Annotated in this window: 18 protein-coding genes; 12 read left to right on the plus strand and 6 right to left on the minus strand. The window is 62.3% G+C overall.

The features are described 5' to 3' along the window. The first annotated feature begins 93 nt into the window (after positions 1-93). Positions 94-252, plus strand: coding sequence for a hypothetical protein (locus AAA969_RS04690; RefSeq protein ID WP_338244139.1), 159 nt, complete (start codon positions 94-96; stop codon positions 250-252). Positions 253-255: 3 nt separating this feature from the next. Here AAA969_RS04690 and AAA969_RS04695 read toward each other — a convergent pair whose 3' ends face one another. Then, positions 256-1,140, minus strand: coding sequence for an alpha/beta fold hydrolase (locus AAA969_RS04695; protein WP_338244141.1), 885 nt, complete (start codon positions 1,138-1,140; stop codon positions 256-258). Positions 1,141-1,355: 215 nt separating this feature from the next. Between AAA969_RS04695 and AAA969_RS04700 the strand changes: the two genes are divergently transcribed. Further along, on the plus strand, positions 1,356-1,796 hold the full coding sequence (locus AAA969_RS04700; RefSeq protein WP_338244142.1) for a D-Ala-D-Ala carboxypeptidase family metallohydrolase: 441 nt from the start codon (positions 1,356-1,358) through the stop codon (positions 1,794-1,796). Here the strand turns inward: AAA969_RS04700 and AAA969_RS04705 are convergent. Beyond that, positions 1,793-2,854, minus strand: a complete 1,062-nt coding sequence (locus tag AAA969_RS04705; protein ID WP_338244144.1) for an SMP-30/gluconolactonase/LRE family protein — start codon at positions 2,852-2,854, stop codon at positions 1,793-1,795. The genes AAA969_RS04700 and AAA969_RS04705 overlap by 4 nt on opposite strands. A 156-nt stretch (positions 2,855-3,010) precedes the next feature. Between AAA969_RS04705 and AAA969_RS04710 the strand changes: the two genes are divergently transcribed. Further along, positions 3,011-3,463 (plus strand): hypothetical protein, encoded by a 453-nt coding sequence (locus AAA969_RS04710; RefSeq protein ID WP_338244146.1) that lies wholly within the window; start codon positions 3,011-3,013, stop codon positions 3,461-3,463. A 39-nt stretch (positions 3,464-3,502) separates the two neighbouring features. Here AAA969_RS04710 and AAA969_RS04715 read toward each other — a convergent pair whose 3' ends face one another. After that, the gene (locus AAA969_RS04715) at positions 3,503-4,567 is read right to left on the minus strand and encodes an NAD-dependent epimerase/dehydratase family protein (RefSeq protein ID WP_338244148.1); all 1,065 of its coding nucleotides are present in this window, start codon (positions 4,565-4,567) and stop codon (positions 3,503-3,505) included. 74 nt (positions 4,568-4,641) lie between these two features. Next, the gene (locus AAA969_RS04720) at positions 4,642-6,012 is read right to left on the minus strand and encodes a cytochrome P450 (protein WP_338244150.1); all 1,371 of its coding nucleotides are present in this window, start codon (positions 6,010-6,012) and stop codon (positions 4,642-4,644) included. A 224-nt stretch (positions 6,013-6,236) separates the two neighbouring features. Here AAA969_RS04720 and AAA969_RS04725 point away from each other — a divergent pair, with 224 nt between their 5' ends. The 3 genes from AAA969_RS04725 to AAA969_RS04735 all read left to right on the plus strand — a co-directional run bounded on the left by AAA969_RS04725 (position 6,237) and on the right by AAA969_RS04735 (position 8,600). Beyond that, complete coding sequence (locus AAA969_RS04725) at positions 6,237-6,533, plus strand: hypothetical protein (protein ID WP_338244153.1); 297 nt, start codon at positions 6,237-6,239, stop codon at positions 6,531-6,533. Positions 6,534-6,557: 24 nt separating this feature from the next. Next, the gene (locus AAA969_RS04730) at positions 6,558-7,175 is read left to right on the plus strand and encodes a C39 family peptidase (protein WP_338244155.1); all 618 of its coding nucleotides are present in this window, start codon (positions 6,558-6,560) and stop codon (positions 7,173-7,175) included. 102 nt (positions 7,176-7,277) lie between these two features. After that, positions 7,278-8,600 (plus strand): ABC1 kinase family protein, encoded by a 1,323-nt coding sequence (locus AAA969_RS04735; protein ID WP_338244157.1) that lies wholly within the window; start codon positions 7,278-7,280, stop codon positions 8,598-8,600. An 18-nt stretch (positions 8,601-8,618) separates the two neighbouring features. Here AAA969_RS04735 and AAA969_RS04740 read toward each other — a convergent pair whose 3' ends face one another. Then, the gene (locus tag AAA969_RS04740; protein ID WP_338244159.1) at positions 8,619-10,049 is read right to left on the minus strand and encodes a serine hydrolase domain-containing protein; all 1,431 of its coding nucleotides are present in this window, start codon (positions 10,047-10,049) and stop codon (positions 8,619-8,621) included. A gap of 400 nt (positions 10,050-10,449) precedes the next feature. Between AAA969_RS04740 and AAA969_RS04745 the strand changes: the two genes are divergently transcribed. Then, complete coding sequence (locus AAA969_RS04745) at positions 10,450-12,123, plus strand: vWA domain-containing protein (protein ID WP_338244161.1); 1,674 nt, start codon at positions 10,450-10,452, stop codon at positions 12,121-12,123. A gap of 84 nt (positions 12,124-12,207) precedes the next feature. Here the strand turns inward: AAA969_RS04745 and AAA969_RS04750 are convergent, their stop codons facing one another. Continuing rightward, positions 12,208-14,703 (minus strand): TonB-dependent receptor, encoded by a 2,496-nt coding sequence (locus tag AAA969_RS04750; RefSeq protein ID WP_338244163.1) that lies wholly within the window; start codon positions 14,701-14,703, stop codon positions 12,208-12,210. 195 nt (positions 14,704-14,898) lie between these two features. Between AAA969_RS04750 and AAA969_RS04755 the strand changes: the two genes are divergently transcribed. From AAA969_RS04755 to AAA969_RS04775, 5 genes are all read left to right on the plus strand, one after another. Beyond that, positions 14,899-16,515 carry a tetratricopeptide repeat-containing sulfotransferase family protein gene (locus tag AAA969_RS04755; RefSeq protein WP_338244165.1) on the plus strand — a complete coding sequence of 539 codons (1,617 nt, stop codon included), beginning with the start codon at positions 14,899-14,901 and terminating at the stop codon, positions 16,513-16,515. Between the two features lie 466 nt (positions 16,516-16,981). Further along, on the plus strand, positions 16,982-19,000 hold the full coding sequence (locus tag AAA969_RS04760; RefSeq protein ID WP_338244168.1) for a type I restriction-modification system subunit M: 2,019 nt from the start codon (positions 16,982-16,984) through the stop codon (positions 18,998-19,000). Positions 19,001-19,401: 401 nt separating this feature from the next. Continuing rightward, positions 19,402-20,331: a restriction endonuclease subunit S gene (locus tag AAA969_RS04765; protein WP_338244170.1), complete on the plus strand. Its 930-nt coding sequence runs from the start codon at positions 19,402-19,404 to the stop codon at positions 20,329-20,331. Further along, positions 20,328-21,221: a hypothetical protein gene (locus AAA969_RS04770; protein ID WP_338244172.1), complete on the plus strand. Its 894-nt coding sequence runs from the start codon at positions 20,328-20,330 to the stop codon at positions 21,219-21,221. The genes AAA969_RS04765 and AAA969_RS04770 overlap by 4 nt, the downstream gene beginning before the upstream one ends. Beyond that, positions 21,218-23,476: a GmrSD restriction endonuclease domain-containing protein gene (locus AAA969_RS04775; protein ID WP_338244173.1), complete on the plus strand. Its 2,259-nt coding sequence runs from the start codon at positions 21,218-21,220 to the stop codon at positions 23,474-23,476. The genes AAA969_RS04770 and AAA969_RS04775 overlap by 4 nt, the downstream gene beginning before the upstream one ends. Positions 23,477-23,726 lie beyond the last annotated feature (250 nt).

The following is a 23,726-nucleotide window of genomic DNA, read 5'->3' on the forward strand; positions in this document are numbered from 1 at the left end:
ATTCCCCGCCCCGGGGGAGTTTGCGGTTTGATCGACTGCGCGTTCGACAGGCTGTCGGATTGCGCGTAGGTTGCGGAGCCACGGGAGGCAATCATGAAGATTTCGCGCAACCGTACCACCACCATCGCCCTGATTTCTGCCCTCGCCGTCGCCGCGGTCGCGGTCGGCTATTTTATCTGGAAGGACTCCCAGCGTGACACGCTGCGGATTGAGTTGGGCGACCAGTCGATCGAGCTGACGCACGAGCGTTGATCATCAGGCCGGCCTCGTGAGGCTGGCTGCGATCCAGTCGGCGACCGCGCCCGGGGCCTCCATCGGTGCCAGGTGTCCGGCGCCGGACAGCAGGTCGATACCGATCCCGCGCCGCGTCAGCGCCCGCTTGTTGACGATAGTCGAGCCATGCTCGGCCCGCAGCACGCGGACCGGTCCCGACACCTGACGCAGGGCCGCGCCGAGGTCATGACCCTGGGCCTCATAGTTCGCGGCCTCCCACATCGGGTTGCAGGCGAGCCGGATATCGTGCTCGCCGGCCTCGGTGAGGCCATCCTCGAGATAGTCCGCCAATACACCTGCCGACCAGTTGCGGAAGGTCTTGTGGCGGGCATAGCGCGCGAAGGCGCCGTCGCGGTCCTCCCAGCCATCAAAGCGCTTGCGGGCCGCCGCGGCGATCGGGATGCGGCCCCGCATCAGGCGCTGGAACGGACTGCGCGCGGTCAGATAGACCATGGGAGGCAGGACGACCGGCTCGATCAGCGCCAGTGGCACGGCCTCGCGGCGGCGGCTCGCCGCCAGCAGCGATACCACCGCGCCCATCGAGTGCCCGGCAAACGCGTCGGCCGGTCGGTCGAGGCGATCCAGCCAGGCGCTGATATCATCCGCGTAGATGTTCCAGCTGCGGTGCCGCTCGGGGTCGGCGGGCAGGTTTGAGCGGCCATGGCCGCGCAGGTCCGGGGCCAGAATGTCGTACTTCGCGGCCAGGCGTCCCAGTACGGATTTGTAGGCGCTGGCGCAGAAGCCGTTCGCGTGGATGAAGACGAGGCGCGGCTTGTCCGCTGCGGGCCAGGCCAGTCCGGCCAGCCGCCCGTCCGCCAGATCATGATGGAAGCGCAGCGGTGCCGCGGGGTCGCTTGTATCCGTCATGTCCTGGCTCCGGTCTCGTGATCATCGGGCAAAGTTAGTGCGCTCAGCGGTTCGCTTCGAGCCGGGATGGCAGACAGGGGCGCATGCCCGCCATTCGGCCGCCCGTCCGGCCTCATCCGGTCGCGCCAGACACGCGAGGCCCGCACGAAATACAGCTTCTGCGCGCGCGCGGATTTGCTACAGTGGGGCGGGCGCATCCGATGGAGGGTTCAGACGTGCTGACGCGAAACTTCAAACTGGCCGAGTTCATTCGTTCCGACAAGGCAGACGAGATGGGGGACCCGAATACGCCGGATGAGGAGCATCTGCGCGCTCTGCACGGCCTGGCTTGCGGCATGGAGCAGGTCCGCCGCATTCTCGGTGACCGTCCGATCAGCATCACCTCCGGTTACCGCAACCCGGCGGTCAACAAGGCCGTTGGCGGCGTCAGCAATTCGGCGCATGCGCTGGGCTATGCGGCCGACTTCAGCGTCAAGGGCATGACGCCGGTCGAGGTTGCTCGGGCACTCGAAGCCTCGACGCTGGCCTTTGACCAGCTGATCTATGAGGCTTCGCGCAACATCAATCATATCAGCTTCGACCCGCGCATGCGGCGCGAAGTGAAAACGCAGAAGAAGGGCGCCGGCACCCCGGTTGTCTGGGGAATTGTTGACTAGGGCGTGATCTCCGGCGCTGCGAACACGGTGATCCCGTCGCGCTCCAGCCCGGCCGTCCACAATTCGCCATTCCAGACCAGCGCCGTTGTCGTCCCGCTGATCCCCGTCTCGGTCGGGCCGAGCAGGCCATAGACGGCTTGCCCGTCGGTATCGACCGCGATGGCCATGGCGGGCGTACCGGGCAGTGGCGGCAGTCCGGCAATCTGCAGCCAGCGCCAGGCCAGTCGCTTGACGAAGGGGCGGGGGTGCAGCGCATCCAGTTCGGCCGAGCGTTGCGAGGGCAGCGAGGTCCAGATCAGGCCGGTCTCGCTGTCGAATTCGAGATTGTCGGGATAGCCGGGCAGACCGTCGATCAGCACGCTCGCCTCGCCGCTATCCGGATCGAGCTGCCAGATCCGTCCGGCCCAGGTCTCGTTGACATAGACCAGCCCGCTCTCGGGATCATGATCAACGCCATTGATGAAGCCCAGCCCGCCGGCCAGCTCGGTGACCTCACCGGGGGCGGTCACCAGCAGGATGCGCCCGGTTTGCTCACCTTCCAGGAAGGAGGCCATGTGCGCGCCATAGGGATGGCGCAGGGAGGCGTCGGTCATGATGATGCGGCCATCGGCCAGAACGGTCAGGTCGTCCGCGAAGACCAAGGGGCCGCCATCCTGCGCCGACGCCAGCCATGTCACCCAGCCGTCATCGGTCAGTGCGATCAGGCCGCGTAGCGCATCGGCGACAAAGAGCGTGCCGTCCGGAGCAAAGCTGAGACCGAGCGGGCGACCGCCGGTGTCGGCAAATTGCGACCAGTCGCCATCGCGCTCACGCACCATGATGCGGCCATCGGCGAGCGAGGTGTAGAGACGGCCGTCCGGTCCCGGCTCAAGGTCCTCGGCGCCGTGAAAACCGGGCTCTTCGGTCCGTACCGGTTGCGACACGGTCTCGAAATAGGCATCGAGCCCGGGATCGGGCGGTGAGGGGCTGAACGCCATCGCGTTGAGCGAACCCGGCCCGTAGGCCGCCAGGCCGACAAGGGCTGCCAGGACTGCAAGAATGATCAGGATGGTGCGCATTTCGTCCTCCCCAGACGTCATCTCCAGCTAAGCGGAATTCGGTCGCGCCGGAAAGCCTTGTCACGCGCGGGCCCAGTTTGGGTGCGCATTCCCTGGCGCGGCCTGTTCGGCTAGGGTCAGTCCGGGCGTCATGGGAGACGTCAGGGGAGAGACACCATGATGACCACCAGCCTGATTGCCACCGCAGTGCTCGCAACGCTTGTGGTCCAGGATCAGCAGGCCGCTCAACCGGCGCGCGTTGACTTGCAGCCCGCAGCGGTCACAAGGCTCAGCCGGCCGGACACCGACCGCGCCCGGGATAGCGGTCGCGACCAGGACGCAACCGCGGAGCAGGCCGTTATCGAACATGCCGACCAGGCAGACCGTCAGGTCGGGGGCGTGGCGGATCCGCTTGCGCCGGCGCGGCGTCCCGTCATTCCACAATTGGGTGGTGGTGATCCCGGTTGGGAGCGGCCCCAGCAGCGGGCTGCCCGCGCGCAAACCCCGCCGGCTCACGAAGAGCCGCAGGCTGATCGCACGGACGGCGATGCCCCGTCACCCCCCGATGGACGGCCGGGCGACCGGCCGCGCAGCCATGAGCGGCGTTCCGGATCGCGTCAGCCGGACTGATCGCCCTTCAATCAGGCCGCTCGATTGAGGTCACTCGATTCAGGCCGGTTTGATCCGGCCGGCCTCGATCAATTGCCGGAAATGGTCGGTGACGGTCTCGGCCAGGGGGCGATAGTGAACCCCCAGCCTGGCCTGGCTCTTGGTGTTGTCGGCGACAAAGGCGATACCGACATTGCGGCTGACCATCTTGCGGGTCAGGCCCGGATTGATCATCGGCCCAACCAGCCAGACCAGGGCCTTGGGCAATCGCCCCTTGCCGATCCGGTAGCCCGTTCCGAAACTCTCCCGCAACAGGCCGCACATCTCGATGAAGCCGGTATTGTGACCAGACAGGATATGGCGGCCTTCCGCGTCGGGCGTGAAGCCGGCCGCGATATGGGCCGCGGCGACCTCGCGCACATCGACCACGCCGATCCGGAAATCGGGAATGCCATTGGCCATTGTCCCATTGCCCATCTGGGTCATCAGCGAGTAGCTCTCGCCGCGCGTCTGCGGATCAAGACCCGGTCCGAGGATGAGCGAGGGGTTGATGGTCACAAGGTCCCAGCGTGATTGCTCGCCGGCAAGCGTCCAGGCCTCGCGCTCGGCCAGGGTCTTGGAGAGGGAGTAAGCGCCATGGCGGAGGCTGGAGGAGGTGTTCCAGACCGCTTCGGTCAGCTTGCCCTCGGGCATGCCGGCAATATCGCTGTTGTCGCCATAGATCGCGGCGCAGCTGGAGGTCAGCACCACGCGCCGGACGCCGTCGGTCGCGTTGGCAGCCGCAAGCACATTGCGCGTGCCCTCGACAGCCGGTTCGACCAGATCGCGCTGGGGGTCGGCCACATGCGAGCTGAAGGGCGAGGCGGTGTGGATGACCAGCTCGCAGCCCGCCATGGCCGGGGCAAAGGCGTCGGCATCGCGCAGGTCCGCCTTGAAGTAACGGATGTGCCCGGGTGACGCCTCGGCGAGGGTGTCGAGATGCTGCAGCTTGCCGCTATTGGACGGGTCGCGGACGGTGGCGTGGACGGTATGGCCCTTGTCCAGCAGCTGGGAAATGATCACGCCGGCCAGATAGCCGGTGCCGCCGGTGACCAGGATGGGGGCGTCCGGATTGATGACTGTCATGGCGCGTCCTCTCGCATGGGGCGTCCTCTCGGGCGGGACGTCCTTTCCGGTGCAACGGGGCTGACCGCGCCCGCCTATCCCGGAGTCTTTACCTGTACCTGTGTCGGGCGGTCCTTGCCCAGCCCGTAGAGATTGACCTCGAGGCTGGAGATGGCGTGGACCAGCGTGTTGGGCGAGATGGTCTGCTTGCCGGTCCAGGCGATGTGCGGGAAGCGTTCGAATATCTTGCGGAAGGCCGATTGCAGCTGCATCTGGGCGATCCGGTTGCCGAGGCATTTGTGCGGGCCGTGACCGAAGGCGATATGCTTGTCGACATTGTCGCGGTGCATGTCGAAGCGGTCGGGGTCCGGGAAGATGTCCGGATCGCGATTGGCTGCCGGATACCAGAGCACGACCTTTTCGTCCTTGGCGATGCGCTGACCGTTGAGCTCGGTATCCTCCATCGCCGTGCGGCGCATGTGTTGAACCGGCGAGATCATCCGCAGCGCCTCATTCGACATCGCCGGGATCAGCGAGCGGTCGGCGAGGACCATTTCACGTTGGTCCTCGAACTGGGTCATCAGGCGGATCGTGCCGGACAGCGAGTTCCGCGTCGTGTCATTGCCGGCGAAGATGATCAGCAGCCAGGAGCCGTCGAGATATTCCTGCGGCAGCGGCTTGCCGGCCATCTGGGTATTGGCGATCGCGGTCATCAGATCCTTGCGCGGATTGACCCGGCGCTCGGCCATCACGCGCTCGCCATAGGCGAACATCTCGTTGACGTAGTGGTAGAATTTGATCGGAAACCAGGGCCGCCGCGAAAGCAGGGTCCAGGGGTTCACGAAATACTGGTTGGCCAGCTCGAGATAATGCATCCATTGGATGATCTTGGGCCGGTCTTCCTCGTCGATACCGAGCATTTCGCAAAGGGTGAAGAGCGGCAGCTCCTGCGAGAACATCTTCACGAAATCGACGACCGGACCCTTGCGTTCCATCTCGTCGAGCAGGCTGTCGATCTTGATATCGATCCGCTCGCTCAGCTCCGCCACGAAGCGCGGGATGAAGAAGTCTTTCTGCTGGATGCGCATTTCCATGTGATGCGGCTGGTCCAGGTTGATGATCGAATTGAAGGCGGCCGGGATCAGCTTTTTCGGCTTCCATTCCTTCCGCGGCATCACGAACATGTTGATGCTGCCGCGTTCTGAGGAATAGACCTCCGGCGCCAGTTCCACCGTCTTGATGTCCTCATAGCGCGATACCGACCAGAAACCGGCCCGCTTGGGGTCGGAGCTCTGCCACATCACCGGCGCTTCCTCACGCATGCGGCGGAAGAAATCGTGCGGGTGACCGGCGGTCCAGTCCTGCGGGTCCCACAGGTTAAATCCGTCCAGAGACGGGTAGCGCGCGCCGAAATGCGGCTCGACCTGAGGACGGTCTTCCAGAATGACATCACTGACGAGTTGCATGCGCCCGGTACTTTCCTGCGAAAAAGCGAACAATGTTCACATTTTACGTTAGGGGGTGGCGGGCGGTCTTGGCAAGAGCCGTTTTTGTGTGCGGCAGGTCCAGAAAAACTTGGCCGAACAGGGAGGCGCCGGGGGCCGCCAATCGACGCCGGAACACAGATTGGAGTTGCACATCAGGACGGGCCGCGCTTGTCTTGATGCTTGGACGGGGAGGGGACGTTTCGATGCGTGTACAATCAGGTGCTGTAAAATCAGCTCTCAAGTCAGCGGTATTGATCGCCGCTGTGTTTGCCGTCGGGCTTGGCGCGGCCGGCTCTGCAGCCTTTTCCCAAGGCTCGACCGCGCCGTGCAATGTCATCCCGATGACGGGTGTTACCTACATCGCGCCGGCACCTGTCCGGTTTGACGGGGAAGTCGCGGCCTACATGGTCGGCTGCGCGGATGGCTCGGTTCACCATGTGGCGCTTTTGAGCACGGGAAGTCTTCGGGTCGGTGGAAGTTATGGCGGGCAAGTCTGTTGAGCCGGCTGACGGGGGAGGTTTGACATGGACAGACGTCATTTTCTGCTCGGGGGGCTGGCCGCCGCGACCGCCAGCACTGCGGCCTCTGCGGACTATCAATGCGTGCAGCAGCCCGGCGGTCTGGCCTGCAGCGCCGGCATCCCGGCGATGGATTTCTACTACGCGCAACAAGCCTGTCCGAACTGGTGCTGGGCGGCCTCGATCCAGATGTGCCTGGCGGTTCAGGGGCTGTGGGTCGACCAGCGCTATATCGTAGCACAGGCCTATCCCGATCTGTCCTGCCGTCCGGCGACCAGCTCGCAGATGAACCGGGTCGTGAACCAGACGACCTGGCCAGGCAATCGCCGCACCGCAGCACACATTGTGCGGCAATGGGATCGCGGGGTGGATGCGAACAATCCCGATAGCTGGGTCGCGCAATATCTGGCCAACCGGATCCCGGTCATCGTCGCCGGTCTGGGCCATGCCATGGTCGCGACGCGGATCGACTACAGGCTGGACCGCTACGGGCGATCGCAGGTCGACGCGGTCACCGTGCGGGACCCCTATCCCTATACGCCGCGGCGCCCCAACCGTGTCGTGCTCGATCGCAATCAGCTGGACAATATCAACTACATCATGGCCGTCACACGCCTGTACTGACGCCTGTACTGACGCCGGGCGGTGCCGGAACCGGACGCCTGCCTTGCTCTTGGACCGACCCACCATAGCTTGACTCCCGCAACCGGGACGGAGAGCACCAGGATGGCGCGGCGGACAGAGGATGATGACGGCGTTGCCGTGCCGCGCGGGCGGCTGAACCGGCTGGCCCGCCTGGCCGGTGTTGCCACCACGATCGGGGCTGACATGGTCGGTGGTCGGCTGCGGGCCGCGGCAAGCGGACGCAAAGTCGATATGCGGACCCTCGCGCTCAGCCCAGCCAACGCCTTGCGGTTGACGCGCGAACTGGCGCAGATGCGCGGCGCGGCCATGAAGGTCGGCCAGCTTTTGTCCATGGATGCCGGCGAACTCCTGCCACCTGAATTCGCCGAGGTGCTGGCTCGTCTGCGGGCCGATGCTCGGCCTATGCCGCCGCAACAACTCAAAGCCGTCCTCGACCGCGCCTGGGGGGCGGGCTGGCTGAAACGCTTCCAGAGCTTTGAGCCCCGCCCGCTGGCGGCGGCCTCGATCGGACAGGTGCACCGGGCCCGCACCCGCGATGGCCGCGACCTCGCCATCAAGGTCCAGTTTCCCGGCGTGCGCGAGAGCATCGACAGCGATGTTGACAATATCGGCTCGCTGATCCGCCTCTCGGGCATCCTGCCGGACCGGCTCGCGCTTGATCCACTGCTCGATGCCGCAAAGGCTCAGCTACGCGAGGAGGCGGATTATCTGGCTGAAGCGGATGCGCTGGCGGATTTCCGGACGGCCCTTGACGATGCCCCTGAATTCCTCATTCCGGCCCCGGCCCCGGACCTGATCCGCCCCGAAGTCCTGGCGATGGATTTCATCCCGTCCGAGCCGCTCGAAAGCCTGGTCGACGCTTCCCAGGCGGTTCGTGACGAGGTGGCCACACGTCTGTTCGCGCTGCTCTTTCGGGAGGTGTTCGCGCTGGGGCGGATTCAGTCCGACCCGAACCTCGCCAATTACCGCCATGACCCGGAGACCGGACGTCTCGTCCTGCTCGATTTCGGCGCCGTGCGGCATCTCCCGGACGTGCTAGTTGACGGCTATCGCCGCCTGCTGCGCGCAGGAATGCAGGGCGACAGCGCGGCGCTGGAAGCGGCGGCCCGGGGGATCGGCTATCTGGAAGACGCGACACCGCACGAACAGGTCGCGCTGCTGGTGCCCATGCTGGCAGCGGCGACCGAGCCCTTGCGCGTACCGGGCGCATTCGACTTTGCCGCCACGGACCTGGCCCAGCGCATGCGCGATGATGGCATGGTGCTGGGTCTCGACGCGGGCTACCGCCATCTGCCGCCGATCGATGCCCTTTACCTGCACCGCAAGTTCGGCGGCCTCTATCTGCTGGCGCGCCGCCTCCGGGCAACGGTCGACATACGCGGCCTGTTGACGCCCTACCTTTGAGGCCGCGGCGATCGGCCGTCAGTGCTGCGCCGCGCGCCGCAGTCTTGGGCTGTAAGCGATGGCAAGCCGCAACAATGCCCACAGGAGGCCGGTCACCGCGCTGGCGATCAGGACAAGGACAAGGTCGGGTTGGTAAAGGCCCAGTGTCGACAGGGTGACACCGAACAGCCGCGGGATGAGGTAGACGAAGGTCCAGGCCATGGCGGTGATCGCCAGCAGTGGAAACCACAGGCTGAACAAGCCGGCGAGCCCCGACTTTGCCCGCAGACCCGAGCGCAGCCAGACGCTTGCGATTATCCCGGCGACGAAGATGAAGGGCAGGATCACCAGCGGCACAAACAATGCCTGACGCCAGATCAGACCGCCGGCGCTTTCGTAGGCCTGGCCCAGCCCGAGGGTCGCGGTGCCGGACAACAGGTCTGCCGTTTCACCAAAGCCCATGCCGCTGCCGGCGTTGACGAGAACGACCACTGCGCGCGGCTCCGAGCGCGACAGGGCGGCGATGGTTTCAACGCCCGGAGTGACGCCGGTGTGGTAGGCTGTATCAGCGGCCTCATTGATGAACCAGCCAAACCCGTAATGGGGTGAGACCGGGCCGGCGGGACGGAGCATCAGGGCCTTGCTTTCGGCGCTGATGAGATCGTCTTGACCATTTGTCATGAAGCCGAGATAGCGGGCGACGTCGGCGGCGCTGGCGACAATCCCGCCGGCCGGCGCTCCACTGGCCGGGAGGCTGCGACCGGTGAGGGGACGTTTTGTGCCAAACCAGGGGAGGTGGCCGACGGCCACGTCATCATGGTAGCGGTCATCGGCAACAAAGCTGTCGGCCATGCCTGCCGGTTCGAGAATGTGCGTCTCGACATAGTCGGCATAGTCCTCACCACTGACCGTTTCGATCAGTGCGCCGAGGATCAGATAATTGGCGTTCGAATATTGCCAGCGGCTGCCGGCGCTGGCGGTCGGCGTGGCCAGTGCCAATTGCCGGACCCGGCCGGTGAGGGTGTTGTCAGCCTGCGCCTGACCGGTCTGGAATGCATTCCCCTGCAAGGTGGAATACCCACTGGTATGGCTCAGAAGCTGACGGATCGTGATTGGCGCACCGGCTTGTCCGGCGAAGCTTTCGAGGTAATCGACGATCGGTGCATCCAGCGCGACATCACCGGCTTCGACCAGCTGCATCACGGCCAGCGCCGTAAAGCTCTTGGAGATTGATCCCAGCAGAAAGGGCGTGTCGGGCGTCAACGTTTGGCCGCTGCCCGCCAGGCGCTCGCCGCGCGCGCCGCTTTGAAGCTCTCCATCGTCAATCATCGCCCAGGCCAGACCGGGAGCTGCCGAGGCGGGCAGGGCCTGATCGATGAAATCCTCGAGGACCCGGACCTCCCGGCCGTCCTGAGCGGACGCACCGGCGCTGGTCAAAGCGACGAGCAGGATGAGCGCCCTGCGCCACATGGAAATCCCCTTCTTCAGGCGAGTGTTTGTACGATCCATCGTCACGAGCAATCGCGGCAGACCAATATCCGCTATTTGGCAAAAACAGGCCACCGGGGCTTGTGCATTCGATTGCCGCCTTGTCGGCCAGCAGGTCCGACCCGGGCAAGCCCTTCATGGTGACCTGTGCGTCGCGTTCGCGGTGTGACGGTGGGGCAGGGAGGAGGATACGGTCGAAATCGGGCAGTTCATCTCCCTATCCAGCCTCTTCCTACCCCTCGACTGCCGGGATCGACCAGCGCCATGCGCCATGGCGATGTCGGTGCTTTCCTGCCCAGAGAATGCCCTGATTTCGACTTGTCGTTGTCGCTTACCCCGCTCACTCTGGGCGTTGAGGGATTTGGGACCGGAAGGGGATCTCATGAAACGCGTACTTTTGATCAGTGTCGCGGGCCTGGCCATGCTGGCCGCCTGCTCCACGTCGGATGAAGCCGAGTCCAATCCGCCCTATTGGTCTCCGGACTATGTACCGCCAACACCGCCGCCACCTGCGCCTCCGCCGCCGGCTATGGCCGAGATGGTCACCGTCACGGGGTCGCGGCTGCGCAGCGCCGATGTCTATGGCGCGATGGCGCCGGTCACCAACCCGCAGCAAACTGTTGACCGGGAACGTTATGAGGATGTCAATCCCAATCCGGTGTTGTCCACGGTCGACGAGCCGGTCTCGACCTTCTCGATCGATGTCGATACGGCGAGTTATTCACTTGTCCGCAACTCGCTCGAATTCGGCCAATTGCCCCCGACCGACGCCGTGCGGATCGAGGAGATGGTCAATTATTTCGACTATGATTACGCCCTGCCGTCCGGACCGGACGAGCCGTTCGCAACCCATGTGACCGTCACTCCGACACCGTGGAATGCCGATACCCAGCTCTTGCATATCGGCATCCAGGGCTATGAGATCATTCCGGACGAGCGACCGCGTGCCAATCTGGTCTTCCTGATCGATGTCTCCGGCTCGATGAATGCGCCCGACAAACTGCCGCTGGCGATCCAGGCCATGCACATGCTGGTCGACGAGCTGGAGCCCGACGATACGGTTGCCCTCGTTGTTTATGCCGGTGCTGCCGGTGCTGTGCTCGAGCCGACCGCGGCGCGCAATGCGCGTGAAATTCACCGGGCACTGGACCGGCTGAGCGCGGGTGGCTCGACCGCTGGCGGGGCCGGTCTCGCGCTGGCCTATGATCTCGCCGAACAGAATTTCGACGAGGACGCGGTCAACCGGGTGATGTTGCTCACCGACGGCGATTTCAATGTCGGGGTGACCCAGGACGAGCGGCTCGAGGACTTTGTCGCCCGCAAGCGCGAGAGCGGCATCTATCTGTCGGTGATGGGCTTTGGTCGCGGCAATTACAACGACCAGATGATGCAGACCATCGCCCAGGCCGGCAACGGCACGGCGGCCTATATCGACAGCCGCCAGGAAGCTCGGCGCATGCTGGTCGAGGAGAGTTTCTCCGCGCTCTTCCCGATCGCCAATGACGTCAAGATCCAGATCGAGTTCAACCCGGCGCGGGTCGCCGAGTATCGCCTGATCGGCTACGAAACGCGGCTTCTGGATCGGGCCGACTTCAACAATGATGCGGTGGATGCCGGCGAGGTCGGATCTGGCCATGCGGTAACGGCGATTTACGAGATCGCGGCGCCGGGCTCGGAAGGCGTGCTGATGGACCCGCTGCGCTATGGCGGCGGCGCCTCGGTCGAGCCGGACCTCGCAGGTGAGTTCGGCTTTCTGCGCCTGCGCTATAAGCGTCCCGGCGAGGATGACAGCCGGCTGATCGAGCGCCCCATCACTGCGTCCGATGCGGTTTCCGACTTTGGCGATGCGCCGCAGGAGGCCCGCTTCTCGATCGCCGTCGCTGGCTTTGCCCAGCGGCTGCGCGGCGACAGTTATCTTGCCGAGGGGTATGACTGGGACGCGATCCGGCAAACCGCGGCGGGCGCCGTGGGGGAGGACAGCTTCGGCTATCGCGCCGAATTCCTCGACCTGGTTGATCTTGCAGCCGCCGCCGATGCGGCACGCGACAAGCCCTGAGGTCATTGGCCCGGGCAACAACGAAAAGAGCCGCGTCCCGGGGGACGCGGCTCTTCTTGTTTCAGGCGCAAACCCTGTCCGGCGCTATTCGCCGAACTGGTAGTAGAAACGCACGCCGAAGGTCCGCGGCGGGGCCACATTGGCGTAGTGGCTGCGAACAACCGCACCATTGATGGTCTGGTTGGAGAGCGCCGTGCCGCGAATACCGGTCTCGATATACTCATTGCCGATATTGTTGATGAACAGCGTCGCACCCCAGTCACCGGCGTCGTAGTTGATCGAGCCATTGGCGACGACATAGCTGTCCAGCGTGGTGCTGCTGCCCCGGCCACCGGTCCGGGTCAGGATGTCGCCCGTGTAGGAGACGCCGAAATTGTAGTTCAGCTGGGCGCCGCCCTCGAGGTCCATCGTGTAGCGGGCAAAGGCCGAGGCCTGGGTCTCGGGAGAACCGGGCAGACGGTCACCGGATTCGCCGTTCTCGAAGGCCGAGCCGAAGCCCGGTGTCGTGATCGTGCGGATCAGGAAGGGCACGTCGGCTGTAAGTTCCGACTGGGTGAAGGAGTAGGTCCCGCGCACTTCGAAATTATGCGCAACCTGCCAGGAGCCTTGCAGCTCGAAGCCCTTCGATTCAGCACCGGCGGCGTTGACCGTAATCGGGATATTGGCGTTCACCGTGGCCGAGGAGACCTGCGGATCGGTCCATTCGACCAGGAAGATGGCGCCGTTCAGCGTGATCGCGCCACCGGCCCAGGTCGTTTTGGCTCCGAGCTCGTAATTGGTCGTCTGGTCCGGGCCGAACTGGCGCTCGTCGAACTGGGCGATATCGCCGGGATTGGGTCCGTATTGCTGGCCCGGTGCGAGGGCGCAGGCGCCCTGGGTCGCCAGCGGATCGAAGGCCGGGCAAGGGCCGAGGCCGTTCGAGGCGCCGATACGGTAACCTTCAGAGACCGTGAAGTAGGCCAGGATCTCGTCGCTGAGGTCATAGGCAATGTTGAACTTGTAGAGGAAACCGTCATCCGACTGCGCCAGTGCCGGATCGAAGGCGAGATCGCGGATCTCGCTCAGCGTCAGCGGGGTGTAGGTCGGAGCTTCAAAGAGCGGGAAGTCCACGGTCGAGACCGACTCCAGCTCGTACTCGTAGTAGCGACCGCCAACCGTGATCGACAGGCGATCGGTGATGTCCCAGCCCAGCTCGCCGAAAAGAGCACTCTCGGTCAGCTGCGTGTTGGAGGTCGAGAAATACTCCAGGTCGGTTGGGTTTTCGGTCAGGCCGAAGGCGAAATTATCATTCACATAGGCGGCGTAGTTCGGCGTGAACTCGCTTGAGTTGCTGACGAATTCCGCCTTGTTGTAATAGGCGCCGATGATCCAGTTAAACTGGCTCTCATAGGTCGAGACGAGGCGGAGTTCCTGGTTGAAGAACTCGTCTTCACCCTGCTCGCGGGTGAAAGCGGTGAAGTTCGGGAAGCTCTCATAGGAGTATTCCAGCGAGATCAGCAGGTCGGTCTGGTCGCGCTGACCGTCTTCCTCATAGGTACCGAAACCGGTCGCCGAGGTCAGCTCGGCAAAGCCAAGGTCGGCGGTCAGCTCAATCGCGAGAAGCTGGTTGTCGCGCTCGATCGGCTCCAGCACGCGCAGCGCTGACTCGTAGGCACCCGCCTGGATCGGCGAACGGCGCGAGGAGATCTGGCGCCCTTCGATGTCCTGGAACTGGAAGTAATAGGTGGCGGTCGCGTCGAGCCAGTCGGTCGGTGCCCAGCGTGCGGCGAGGCGCCCCGACACGGCTTCTTCGCCATCGGCATCATTGACTGGCGCCAGGTTGGCGGCGACGTCAGCCGGGTCATTGAAATCCGGGTTCGGGTTTGAGACACCCGGCGTGCGGACCCGGTAGGAATAATCCGTGAAGCCACTGTCATGCAGGACATCAACCGAGCCGCGCACCGCGAACGTGTCGGAGACCGCGTGGTTGAAGGTGAAGCCGATATCGGCAGAGGGGGAGCCGGCTTCCTGGTACTGGTAGAAGGAGGAGCGGATCTGCAGCATGTTGCTGTCGAAGTCCGGACGGTTCGGCAGGTAGCGGATCGCGCCGCCCAGCGTTCCGGCACCGTAGAGCGTGCCTTGCGGCCCGAGCAGGACTTCGACGCGCTCAAGATCGTTCAGCTTGAGGTCAATGAAGAGCGGGATTTCGCCGAGATAGGTCGCGACCGTGCCGCCGCCATCATTATTGCCGTCACCGGAATTGATCGGGTCGGCGTTGAGGCCACGGACAATGATCGGGTTGCCCTGACGGCCACCGCGATCAACAATGTTGATACCCGGAACATAGGCAAGGGCGTCAGCAAGATCTTCAAAGCCTTGTTCTTCGATCTGGGCGCCGCCGATGGCCGCAATATTGAGTGGCACGTCCTGGACAGTCTCGGAGCGGCGCGTTGCCGTGACAACGATGACGTCTTGGGAAGTTGTGCCTGTCTCTTGTGCTTGTGCGCTACCAATTGTCGCCATGCCGGCCAGCGGCAGGGCAAGCACACTGATCGAACAAGCAAGGCGCGAGCGAAGTGTTGCTTTGGATTTTGCGGCCATGATTGGGTTCTCCGAAGGAAATTGTGCGTTAATCATGGTCTTGTGCGTCCAACGAAAGCAATTGCCAGTGCCTGAATTCCTGTCACATTCTTGTGTTATTTTGAGACCTGTTGCGTGCAGGACACGCTGCATCTGCGAAGGGGTTTCGCATATGCAGCAAATTGCCGGATGGAGTTTGCCGATGGGCCACCTGTCATGAGTTTGCCCCGGCCGGCCGAGTCGCAACTGGCCGCAGCGGCGGAAGCGTTGAGCGCGCGGAACTACCGTGATGCCCATGCGCTGTGCCTGTCAGTCTTGCAGGCGCATGGACCTCATCCCGAGGCCTTTTTTCTGCTGGGCCTGCTGACGGTTGATCACGACAATCATGCCAAAGCGGTGGAGATTTTCGACCGGGCCATCGCTGTGGACAACCAGGATCCGCGGCTTCATGCACACCGCGCGAAGTCCCTGTTGGCCTTGCACCGGCGCGACGCGGCCGGAGCGGCGGCTGCGCGCGCCGCCGAACTCGGCCCGCGCGACGCCCTGACGTTCGACACGATCGGGGTGGTCTTCACCCGTCTGGGTCAGCACAGCTCCGCCATCAACCTGTTCGAGGCCGCCGTGAACCAGGACGAGTGCCGTCCGGATTATCATTATAATCTGGCCGCCTCACGTCAGTTCGCCGGAGAGTTCGAGGCTGCCGAGACCGCCTATGGCCGCGTGCTTGAGCTGGACCCCGGTCATGTGAAGGCCTTGTCGGCGATCGTCGGTTTGCGAAAGCAGCTCGCGGGTGACAATCGGCTGGAGGCGCTGATTGCGGCGTTCGGGACCCGGGGGGGCACCGACGAGGAGGCGCAGCTGCATCTCGGGCATGCGATCGCGAAAACGCTCGAGGACCTCGGTCGCCATGACGAGGCCCTTGCCTGGCTCGGGAAGGCGAAGGCCGGCGTCAGTCAGCGCCGTGGCTATGACCCTGAAAACGACCAGGCTCTCTTCGCGGCCGCCGCGGCTTCGGTCGGGGAGGCCGGCATGGCCCCGGAGCCGGGCTGGGACAGCGAGCGACCAATTTTCATCGTCGGTCTGCCGCGGACCGGAACCACGCTGGTGGACCGCATTCTCGGTGCCCACAGCGCCATCCGTCCGGTCGGGGAGCTTTCCAACTTCGCCCTGATCGGCAAGCAGATGGCCGGTACGGCCGGACCCTTCGTGATGGACGCGGCGACGCTTGAAGCGGCCGGTGCCGTCGATGCCGCGACCTGGGGCAAGGCCTATGAGGAGAGCGTCGCCTCACTGGCCGGTGACGCGCCGCGCTTCACCGACAAGATGCCGCTCAACCTCATCTGGGCGGGACATATCCACCGGGCCTTGCCGGAAGCCCGCATCATCTGCCTGCGTCGGCACCCGATTGATGCCTGCCTCAGCAATTACCGCCAGCTCTTCGCGACCAGTTTTTCCTATTACAACTACGCCTACACGCTGGAAGACTGCGCCCGCTACTACCTGAATTTCGACCGGCTCCGCGCCCATTGGGCCGCCACCCTGCCGCCCGAGCGCTATACCGAAATCGCCTATGAGGACGTGGTCGCCGATCTCGACAGCGAAGCGCGTCGCCTGATCGCCCATTGCGGGTTGGACTGGGAGCCGGCCTGCCTCGATTTTCACACCCAGTCCGGCAGCGTGGCCACGGCCAGCTCGGTCCAGGTCCGTCAGCCGCTCTATTCCAGCTCGGTCGGTCGATGGAAACGGCACGCCGAAGCTCTCGCGCCGATGCGGGCCATTCTTGAGGCGGGCGGGGTGGTCGATGGCAATGGAACATGGCTGCGTGGCGTCTGAACCGGCTACTGGCCAGTCCCGTGAAGCTGTGTAGGATCGCGCTTTCCCGACCGGCGCGGGCGTGGCGGAATCGGTAGACGCAGCAGACTTAAAATTCCCTTCTCACAAGTACCTAGGTAGACACAATTTGCCCCTGATCCTCTAGCCGGGAAGGTGGTTTTCTTTCCAAAGCAAGTTGTTAGGTCGCGACTAAATTTGGAACGATCTCCATTTGTGACGTGACGCGGTGACGCAGGAAGGCATTGTCTCGGAACAATCTGGGAACGGTTGTGCGGCATTCGCAGCAGCACCGTAGGCGCTTGGCACTGATCGCCAGGACTCCTTCTGACACCCCCATGTGACCAAGATCACATCCTGAGACCAGCCAAATGGCTATCTCATGAAAATTCAAAAGGTTGAACGGCTACGAGCTTGCCTAGGGCGGGCGCTTGGTGTCTTCTCAACCTAGAGCATATGGGGCGGATATATGAGTGACACGTCATCGAACGTGCAGGGCTTGGCGAATTTCGCCTGGTCTATCGCGGAACTCCTGCGGGGGGATTTCAAGCAGTCCGAATACGGCAAGGTGGTGCTGCCCTTCGTGGTGATGCGCCGTCTGGACGCGATCCTGGAGCCGACCAAGGGTAATGTCCTTTCGGCGGCTGCAAGCCTGCCTGAAGACATTGATGACGAGACCAAGCGGATGATCCTGCTCGGAGCCGTGGGCAGCGATATCAAGGTCTACAACACCTCGCGCTTCACCTTCGCCAAGCTCAAGCAACAGGACCCCGGCCAGCTTCACGCCAATCTGATCGACTATCTCCAGGGCTTCCCGTCCGATGTGCAGGACGTCTTCCTGGAGAAATTCCTCTTCACCGATCAGCTCAAGCGTCTGAAGGATGCCGAACTGCTCTGGAAGGTGTTCGAGCGTTTCACCGAGATCGACCTTCACCCGTCCAAGGTCTCCAACCTGGAGATGGGTTATCTCTTCGAGGAGTTGATCCGCCGCTTCTCGGAAATCTCCAACGAGACGGCGGGTGAACACTTCACCCCGCGCGAAGTAATCCGCCTCATCGTCGACCTCCTGGTCGAACCGGACAAGGACAAGCTCTCAGGCCTGGGTGTCATCCGTCAGGTCTATGACCCGGCTTGCGGCACGGGCGGCATGCTGGCCCTCACCGAGGAAGCCTTGAAGGAAACCAACGCGGACATGCGCGTGGAACTCTTCGGGCAGGAACTCAATGGCGAGTCCTTCGCCATCTGCCGGTCGGACATGCTGGTCACCGGCCATGACCCGGACCAGATCGCCTATGGCAATACACTCACCCAGGACGCCCATCCCTCCCGCAAATTCCACTACATGATCTCCAACCCGCCCTATGGGGTGGACTGGAAGAAGTACAAGGAACCCATCGAGGCTGAAGCCAAGGATATGGGCCATGATGGCCGCTTCGGTGCTGGTACGCCGCGTGTGTCCGATGGTCAGCTGCTTTTCCTGCAGCACATGATCTCCAAGATGCGCCAGGACGAGGCCGGCTCGCGGATCGGGATCGTCATGAATGGCTCGCCGCTCTTCACGGGTGGAGCGGGCTCTGGCGAGAGTGAAATCCGGCGATGGATGCTGGAGAAGGACTGGGTCGAGGCGATCATCGCCTTGCCCACAGACCTCTTCTACAACACCGGTATCCAGACCTATGTCTGGCTCCTCTCCAACCGCAAGTCGTTGGAACGCCGGGGCAAGGTCCAGTTGATTGACGCCTCGGGCGAAGCCTTCTGGAAATCCATGCGTAAATCGCTGGGGTCCAAGCGCCGCGAGATCCCTGATGAAGCCCGCGCCGAGATCGTGCGCAATTACACCCTCTATGAGGCGGCAGACGAGAAGATCTCCAAGGTCTTCCCGCGTGAGGCCTTCGGCTATCGGGAAATCCGGGTGGAGCGTCCTCTCCAGCTGGCGTTCGAGGTGACGGACGAGAAGGTCGAAGCACTCAAGACCGAGAAGGCGATACAGAAGCTCAAGGATGACGAGGTAGAAGGCCTGCTGGCCGCTGTGGGAAGTCTGCCCAGAGACCATCGTTGGATGTCGCGGGATAGCTTCGAGGCAGACTTGCAGAAGGTCCTCAAGGCCTCTGGCGTGAAGATCGGAGTGCCGGTGCGGAAAGCCATCCTCTCGCTGTTTGGGGAACGCGATGAGGCGGCTGAAGTCTGCCGCGACAAGAACGGCCAGCCGGAACCGGACAGCGATCTCAGGGACACCGAACTCGTCCCTCTGGACGAAACCTGGGAAGCCTATGTCGAGCGAGAGGTGAAACCTTTCGTGCGGGATGCCTGGGTGGACGAAAGCCATACCGATGCCAGCGACGGCGAAGTGGGCCGGGTCGGCTATGAGATCAACTTCAACCGGTATTTCTACGAATATGTCCCGCCGAGACCGCTGGAAGAGATCGATGCGGAATTGAAGGCACTGGAGGCAGAGATCGCCGGGCTGTTGAAGGAGGTCGCGGCGTGAGGCTACGGCATCTCCTACAAGTCGCACCATCACCAACAGAAGTGCGCCACCTCCCTGACGATCTAGAGGTAACCTTCGCGCCTATGGAAGCGTTGAGTGACGGGCTAGGAGGCCTCGATGCGTCGCGCTCCAGGCCGCTCTCGGAAGTCGCTAAGGGAAGCTACAATTACTTCGCGGACGGCGACGTGCTTCTGGCGAAGGTCACGCCATGCTTCGAGAATGGAAAGAAGGCCGTGGCAACAGGCTTGGCCAACGGGATCGGCTTCGCCACTTCGGAGGTACATGTACTCCGACCTGACCCGGAGCGCATTGACCGAAGCTATCTCAGATATCTCCTTAGCAGTGAGCCGTTCCGAGCCGCCGGGATGCGAAGCATGACGGGAGCCGGAGGACTAAGGCGTGTGTCGGAAGCTGCCATCAAGGATTTTGTTCTCCCGACAGCAGACCTCGATACCCAGAAGGCCATCGCGGACGTCCTCGACAAGGAAACCGCCCGGATCGACCAGCTGATCGAGAAGAAGCAGCGCCTGGTGGAGCTGTTGGGGGAGCGGGAGGCAAGAGCCATCAATGACCTACTGCTAGGTCGGTTCGTGAACCAGGGACAAACGGTGCCTTCCGGTTGCAAATTCTTAGGGAAACTTCCGCTGTCCTGGAAGGCAGTGCGCCTTCGGGCGCTGGTATCTCATCTTGGTAACGGCTTTGTCGGACCGACACGTGATATCCTCGTCGATCCCGATCATTCTGACCGTGTCCCATATCTTCAGTCGACCCATATCAAGTGGCAGCAAATCGACTTCGAGCGCAAGCCCTACTTCGTTACGAAATCTTGGCTCGGAAGTAAGCCGAAAGCTCGCGTGGAGAAAGATGACCTCCTGATCGTTCAAACAGGTGACTGTGGGGCCACGTCGATAGTTGACGATCAGTTCGCTGGCTCTGGCTGCCACGCGCTAGTAGTTGCACGACCAATCAAGAGGGCGGTTGAGCCGCGACTGCTCCTTCGTTTCCTTGCTTCGCAGATTGGACGGGCGAAGCTGAAAGCAATTGAAACTGGAGCCCTTCATCCGCATCTCGAGGTCGGGTTCTTGCGCGATGTGTTGGTGCCGTTGCCACCGCGAGATCACCAAGCTGCTCTTGTAGAGCGTATTGACAAAGAGATTGACGCAAGCCGGTCAGTTAGTGAGGTGACGACAATCTCCATCGACCGCCTCAAGGAATACCGCTCGGCCCTCATCACAGCCGCCGTCACAGGCCAGATCGACGTGACCCGCTGGGGCCAGACCGGCGAAGGCGACAAGCGCCTCGATCAGATCCAGGAGGAGATGGCGGGATGAGTGGTGTTGGAGAGAATTATACCTCAGTCCACATCCCGCCGGACGATAGAGGACTCGGCGGGTTGCAAGTCGTGCATGCGGGGCTACCGGTCGAGATGATCATGACCCCGCGCCCATTTTTTTTCTGCCGACTGGATCAGACTTGCCGGGAAGTAAAGGAGCGCAATGCGGCGCGCTACAGCTTCCTGCCGGTGATGAATGGCGAGCGGGTCCTGGGCCTGCTGGACGCCCGCCCTTTCTTCGACGCTGCGGCTCCTGACGCCACGGTGGAGGAGCATTACCACTCACTGAGCGAAGAGATGCTTATCGGTGCCGACGCCAGTATTTGGCAGTTTCTCCGGACAGCCGACCAGGTGGAGACGCGTCTGGTGGTGAAGGGACATTCTGTTGCCGGTCTTGTCACTCTTTCCGATCTGCACAAGCTGCCGGTGCGGACGGCATTGTTTGCCGCGCTGACCAATCTCGAAGTCTGCATGACCACCTTGATCGGGGAGAGTTTGGGCTACGATGCGGCCAATTGGCTGCAGCATCTGGCACTGAACCGTCGTGACGTACTTGCTAGACATGAGAAGAGCGCGCGCGCGAACGACGAGTTCATCAACAGCCTTCTACTGACCCAATTCTGCGACAAGCGGGAGATCATCGCCAAGGCGGGCTTGGTTGATTTGCCGCCTGACCGGTTGCGTCAAGACCTCAAAGAAGCTGAGCGGCTCAGAAACTTTGTCGCTCACAGCAATGACTTCGCCCAGGACGACCTGAGAGCGCAAGAAGTCTGCAGGACGGCGCGGTCGATTGAAAGGTTGATCGTCTCAATGCAGCGCGCAATCGCCGCAGGGCGGGATAACGGCGGCCATCGACTTGATGAGGCCCAGAAGGAGATGGCTAGATGAAAAATGCTCAATTACCTGGTCATATCAGTCTTAACACCCTGCTTGGCCGTCTCAAGGAGGGCAGGTACGCGGTCCCGGACTTTCAGCGCGATTTCGAGTGGGACCCATGGGATGTTAGCGCTTTGATGCGGTCCATCTTCAAGGACTACTACATCGGCAGCCTGCTGCTTTGGAAAGGCAAGAAGAGCAACTTCGAAGCGCTCTCGTGCGAGCCTCTTCGTGGCGTCGCGCCGACGGGCGCTGAAGAGTACATCGTTCTCGATGGCCAGCAGCGCTTGACGGCCATGAATTACGCTTTTCATGGTCCTGACGATCCGACGATCTTGAAGCGCAAGAAACCAGCGGCCTACTTCATCCGGATCAATGAATTCATGGCGGGGCAGCATGAGCGGGCGTTCAGCTATGACTTCCTCTCACAGCGTTTCCGGAAGTTTCTCGCTGATGAAGAGGCTCAGTTTGAAGCGCACATTTTTCCTCTGTCAGTGATCGGGCAAGGTGGCCGCAAGCTCTATCGCTGGTTCGGGAGGTATGAGGACTATTGGAAAGCCAAAGCTGAATTCGCGCGAGATGCGAACGATTTGGAAGAAGCGAGCAGAGCAGAGCAATTCGCGCGAGATGCAAGGGAGTTCGAGGAGTTTGTCGGCGAGCTGATTGATGAGTACCAGGTTTCTTTCGTCGAGCTTGATCAGGAGCTGGAGATTGGCAAGGTCTGCGACATCTTCACCCAGATCAACAGCAAGGGTGTGCAGCTCGACGTCTTCGACCTGATTAACGCGCTGCTGGTTCCCAAGGGACTAAAGCTGAAGCACCTATGGCGAGAAGTAGCAGATCGCCTAGCGTTCATCGAAAGCGGCAAGATGAACGTCTACATCCTCCAGGTGATGTCGATCTTGCGGCAGGAATACTGCTCTCCTGCGTATCTCTATTATCTGATCCCAGGCAGCGAAAAGCCAATCCGCGAAGCGGACGGAACCCGGCGGAGAGAGGTGCTGATCCCAAGCGCTGAAGAGTTTCAATCTCGGTGGGATGTCGCTGTTGGAGCGATTGAACGGGCGATAAAGACCATTCGGCACCCGCAGGAATATGGGGCGATTTCCCCGAAATACTTGCCCTACGTATCGATCCTGCCTGCCTTCTCGGCCCTTCTGGAGGCCGCCAAGAGACTGCCTGCGGAGCGCCAGCTATCCGCACAGAGGAAGGTTCGCCACTGGTACTGGGCCTCGGTTTTTACCGCCCGGTACTCCGGCTCGGTGGAGTCGACAAGCGCACGAGATTTCCGCGAGGTCTGCGCCTGGCTTGAAAACGACAATCTGGAGCCCGGCCTCATTGCGGAGTTCAAATCACGCTTCAAGCAGCTTGACCTTCGAAACGAGCAGAAGCGTGGTTCGTCTATCTATAACGGCATTTTCAACCTCTTCATCATCAGCGGCGCACGGGATTGGGTGTCGGGCGCGGTCACGGACCACGAGGATCTGGACGACCACCACATCGTCCCGGCGTCTTGGGGCGCCAAGAACCTTGGGGACAAGACGATCCATTCCATCCTGAACCGCAGCCCTTTGAGTTCCAGCACAAATCGGGCCGTGATCAGCGACAAGCTCCCCAATCAGTATCTTCCGGAATGGATAGAACGAAATGGAGAAAAGGAAGTTCGCGCAACGCTTGAGACTCATCTCATCTCGCCGGCCGCGTTCGACATTCTCTTGCGAGCCCCTTTCACGCCTGCTGACTATGAAGAGTTCATCACCGAACGTCAGAAGACAATTCGCGATGCGGTCGAGAACCTGTTGATCAAGCAAAGGCTCGACCTGCCATCCAACCTCCGCGAGCTAGACGAGAAAATCGAAAGCGTGGAGCTGGGCATGCGGGATCTTATCGCCGCAAGCCTCGAAGGAACAGTCGAGAACCTGCCCTCGCACGTCAGGCAGAAGGCCGGCGAGCGCATCAGCCGTGCCGCACGGAAAGACCCCGCTTTCGATGCCGATCGCTATGAGACTATCGACGGTTTGCTAGAGTTCTTCGATCTCAGGGAACTGCAAGACACCATGACTTCGAAGGCATGCTGGCCGGCGTTTCAGGGGGCCTTTCTGAACAAGGACGCTTTGGTCACGAAGTTCGGGCAGCTGGCAGAGTTGAGAAACTGCATCGCTCACAGTCGAAGCGTCGACACGATTACACAACGAGAGGGCGAAGCCGCCATCGAGTGGTTTGAGAGAGTGTTGGGGCGTCGAAACAGCGCACTAAAGCGGGGGTGAACAGATGGGCAGTGGTGGCAAAGACGATTTCACCGAAGACGAGGTGACTTTGACAGCTCGGCTGGGTGAGGAGTGGTCAGCCGGGACCGGAGAGGCAGTCCTGCCGGAACCTCCGGAAGCGGTGGCGATGGGAGAGACTTCGCAAGAAGCCAGCGTGCTGCCTCGAAACACCTGCTCTGCCCCCAGGAAACTGGATCGTTTCAGTTTAGAGTTTCCGGTAGTCTGGAACCTGGCTGGGCGGAGACAGAAG

The sequence above is a fragment of the Maricaulis maris genome, from assembly GCF_036322705.1.
Classification (GTDB): Bacteria; Pseudomonadota; Alphaproteobacteria; order Caulobacterales; family Maricaulaceae; genus Maricaulis; species Maricaulis maris_B.

What these genes read in the sequence shown, in the direction of transcription:
- AAA969_RS04740 (WP_338244159.1), bottom strand. Translation starts at nt 10,049, where the DNA reads ATGTGGCGCAGGGCGCTCATCCTGCTCGTCGCTTTGACCAGCGCCGGT.
- AAA969_RS04735 (WP_338244157.1), top strand. Translation starts at nt 7,278, where the DNA reads ATGGCGCGGCGGACAGAGGATGATGACGGCGTTGCCGTGCCGCGCGGG.
- AAA969_RS04725 (WP_338244153.1), top strand. Translation starts at nt 6,237, where the DNA reads ATGCGTGTACAATCAGGTGCTGTAAAATCAGCTCTCAAGTCAGCGGTA.
- AAA969_RS04710 (WP_338244146.1), top strand. Translation starts at nt 3,011, where the DNA reads ATGATGACCACCAGCCTGATTGCCACCGCAGTGCTCGCAACGCTTGTG.
- AAA969_RS04770 (WP_338244172.1), top strand. Translation starts at nt 20,328, where the DNA reads ATGAGTGGTGTTGGAGAGAATTATACCTCAGTCCACATCCCGCCGGAC.
- AAA969_RS04720 (WP_338244150.1), bottom strand. Translation starts at nt 6,012, where the DNA reads ATGCAACTCGTCAGTGATGTCATTCTGGAAGACCGTCCTCAGGTCGAG.
- AAA969_RS04760 (WP_338244168.1), top strand. Translation starts at nt 16,982, where the DNA reads ATGAGTGACACGTCATCGAACGTGCAGGGCTTGGCGAATTTCGCCTGG.
- AAA969_RS04755 (WP_338244165.1), top strand. Translation starts at nt 14,899, where the DNA reads ATGAGTTTGCCCCGGCCGGCCGAGTCGCAACTGGCCGCAGCGGCGGAA.
- AAA969_RS04730 (WP_338244155.1), top strand. Translation starts at nt 6,558, where the DNA reads ATGGACAGACGTCATTTTCTGCTCGGGGGGCTGGCCGCCGCGACCGCC.
- AAA969_RS04690 (WP_338244139.1), top strand. Translation starts at nt 94, where the DNA reads ATGAAGATTTCGCGCAACCGTACCACCACCATCGCCCTGATTTCTGCC.
- AAA969_RS04775 (WP_338244173.1), top strand. Translation starts at nt 21,218, where the DNA reads ATGAAAAATGCTCAATTACCTGGTCATATCAGTCTTAACACCCTGCTT.
- AAA969_RS04705 (WP_338244144.1), bottom strand. Translation starts at nt 2,854, where the DNA reads ATGCGCACCATCCTGATCATTCTTGCAGTCCTGGCAGCCCTTGTCGGC.
- AAA969_RS04695 (WP_338244141.1), bottom strand. Translation starts at nt 1,140, where the DNA reads ATGACGGATACAAGCGACCCCGCGGCACCGCTGCGCTTCCATCATGAT.
- AAA969_RS04715 (WP_338244148.1), bottom strand. Translation starts at nt 4,567, where the DNA reads ATGACAGTCATCAATCCGGACGCCCCCATCCTGGTCACCGGCGGCACC.
- AAA969_RS04745 (WP_338244161.1), top strand. Translation starts at nt 10,450, where the DNA reads ATGAAACGCGTACTTTTGATCAGTGTCGCGGGCCTGGCCATGCTGGCC.
- AAA969_RS04750 (WP_338244163.1), bottom strand. Translation starts at nt 14,703, where the DNA reads ATGGCCGCAAAATCCAAAGCAACACTTCGCTCGCGCCTTGCTTGTTCG.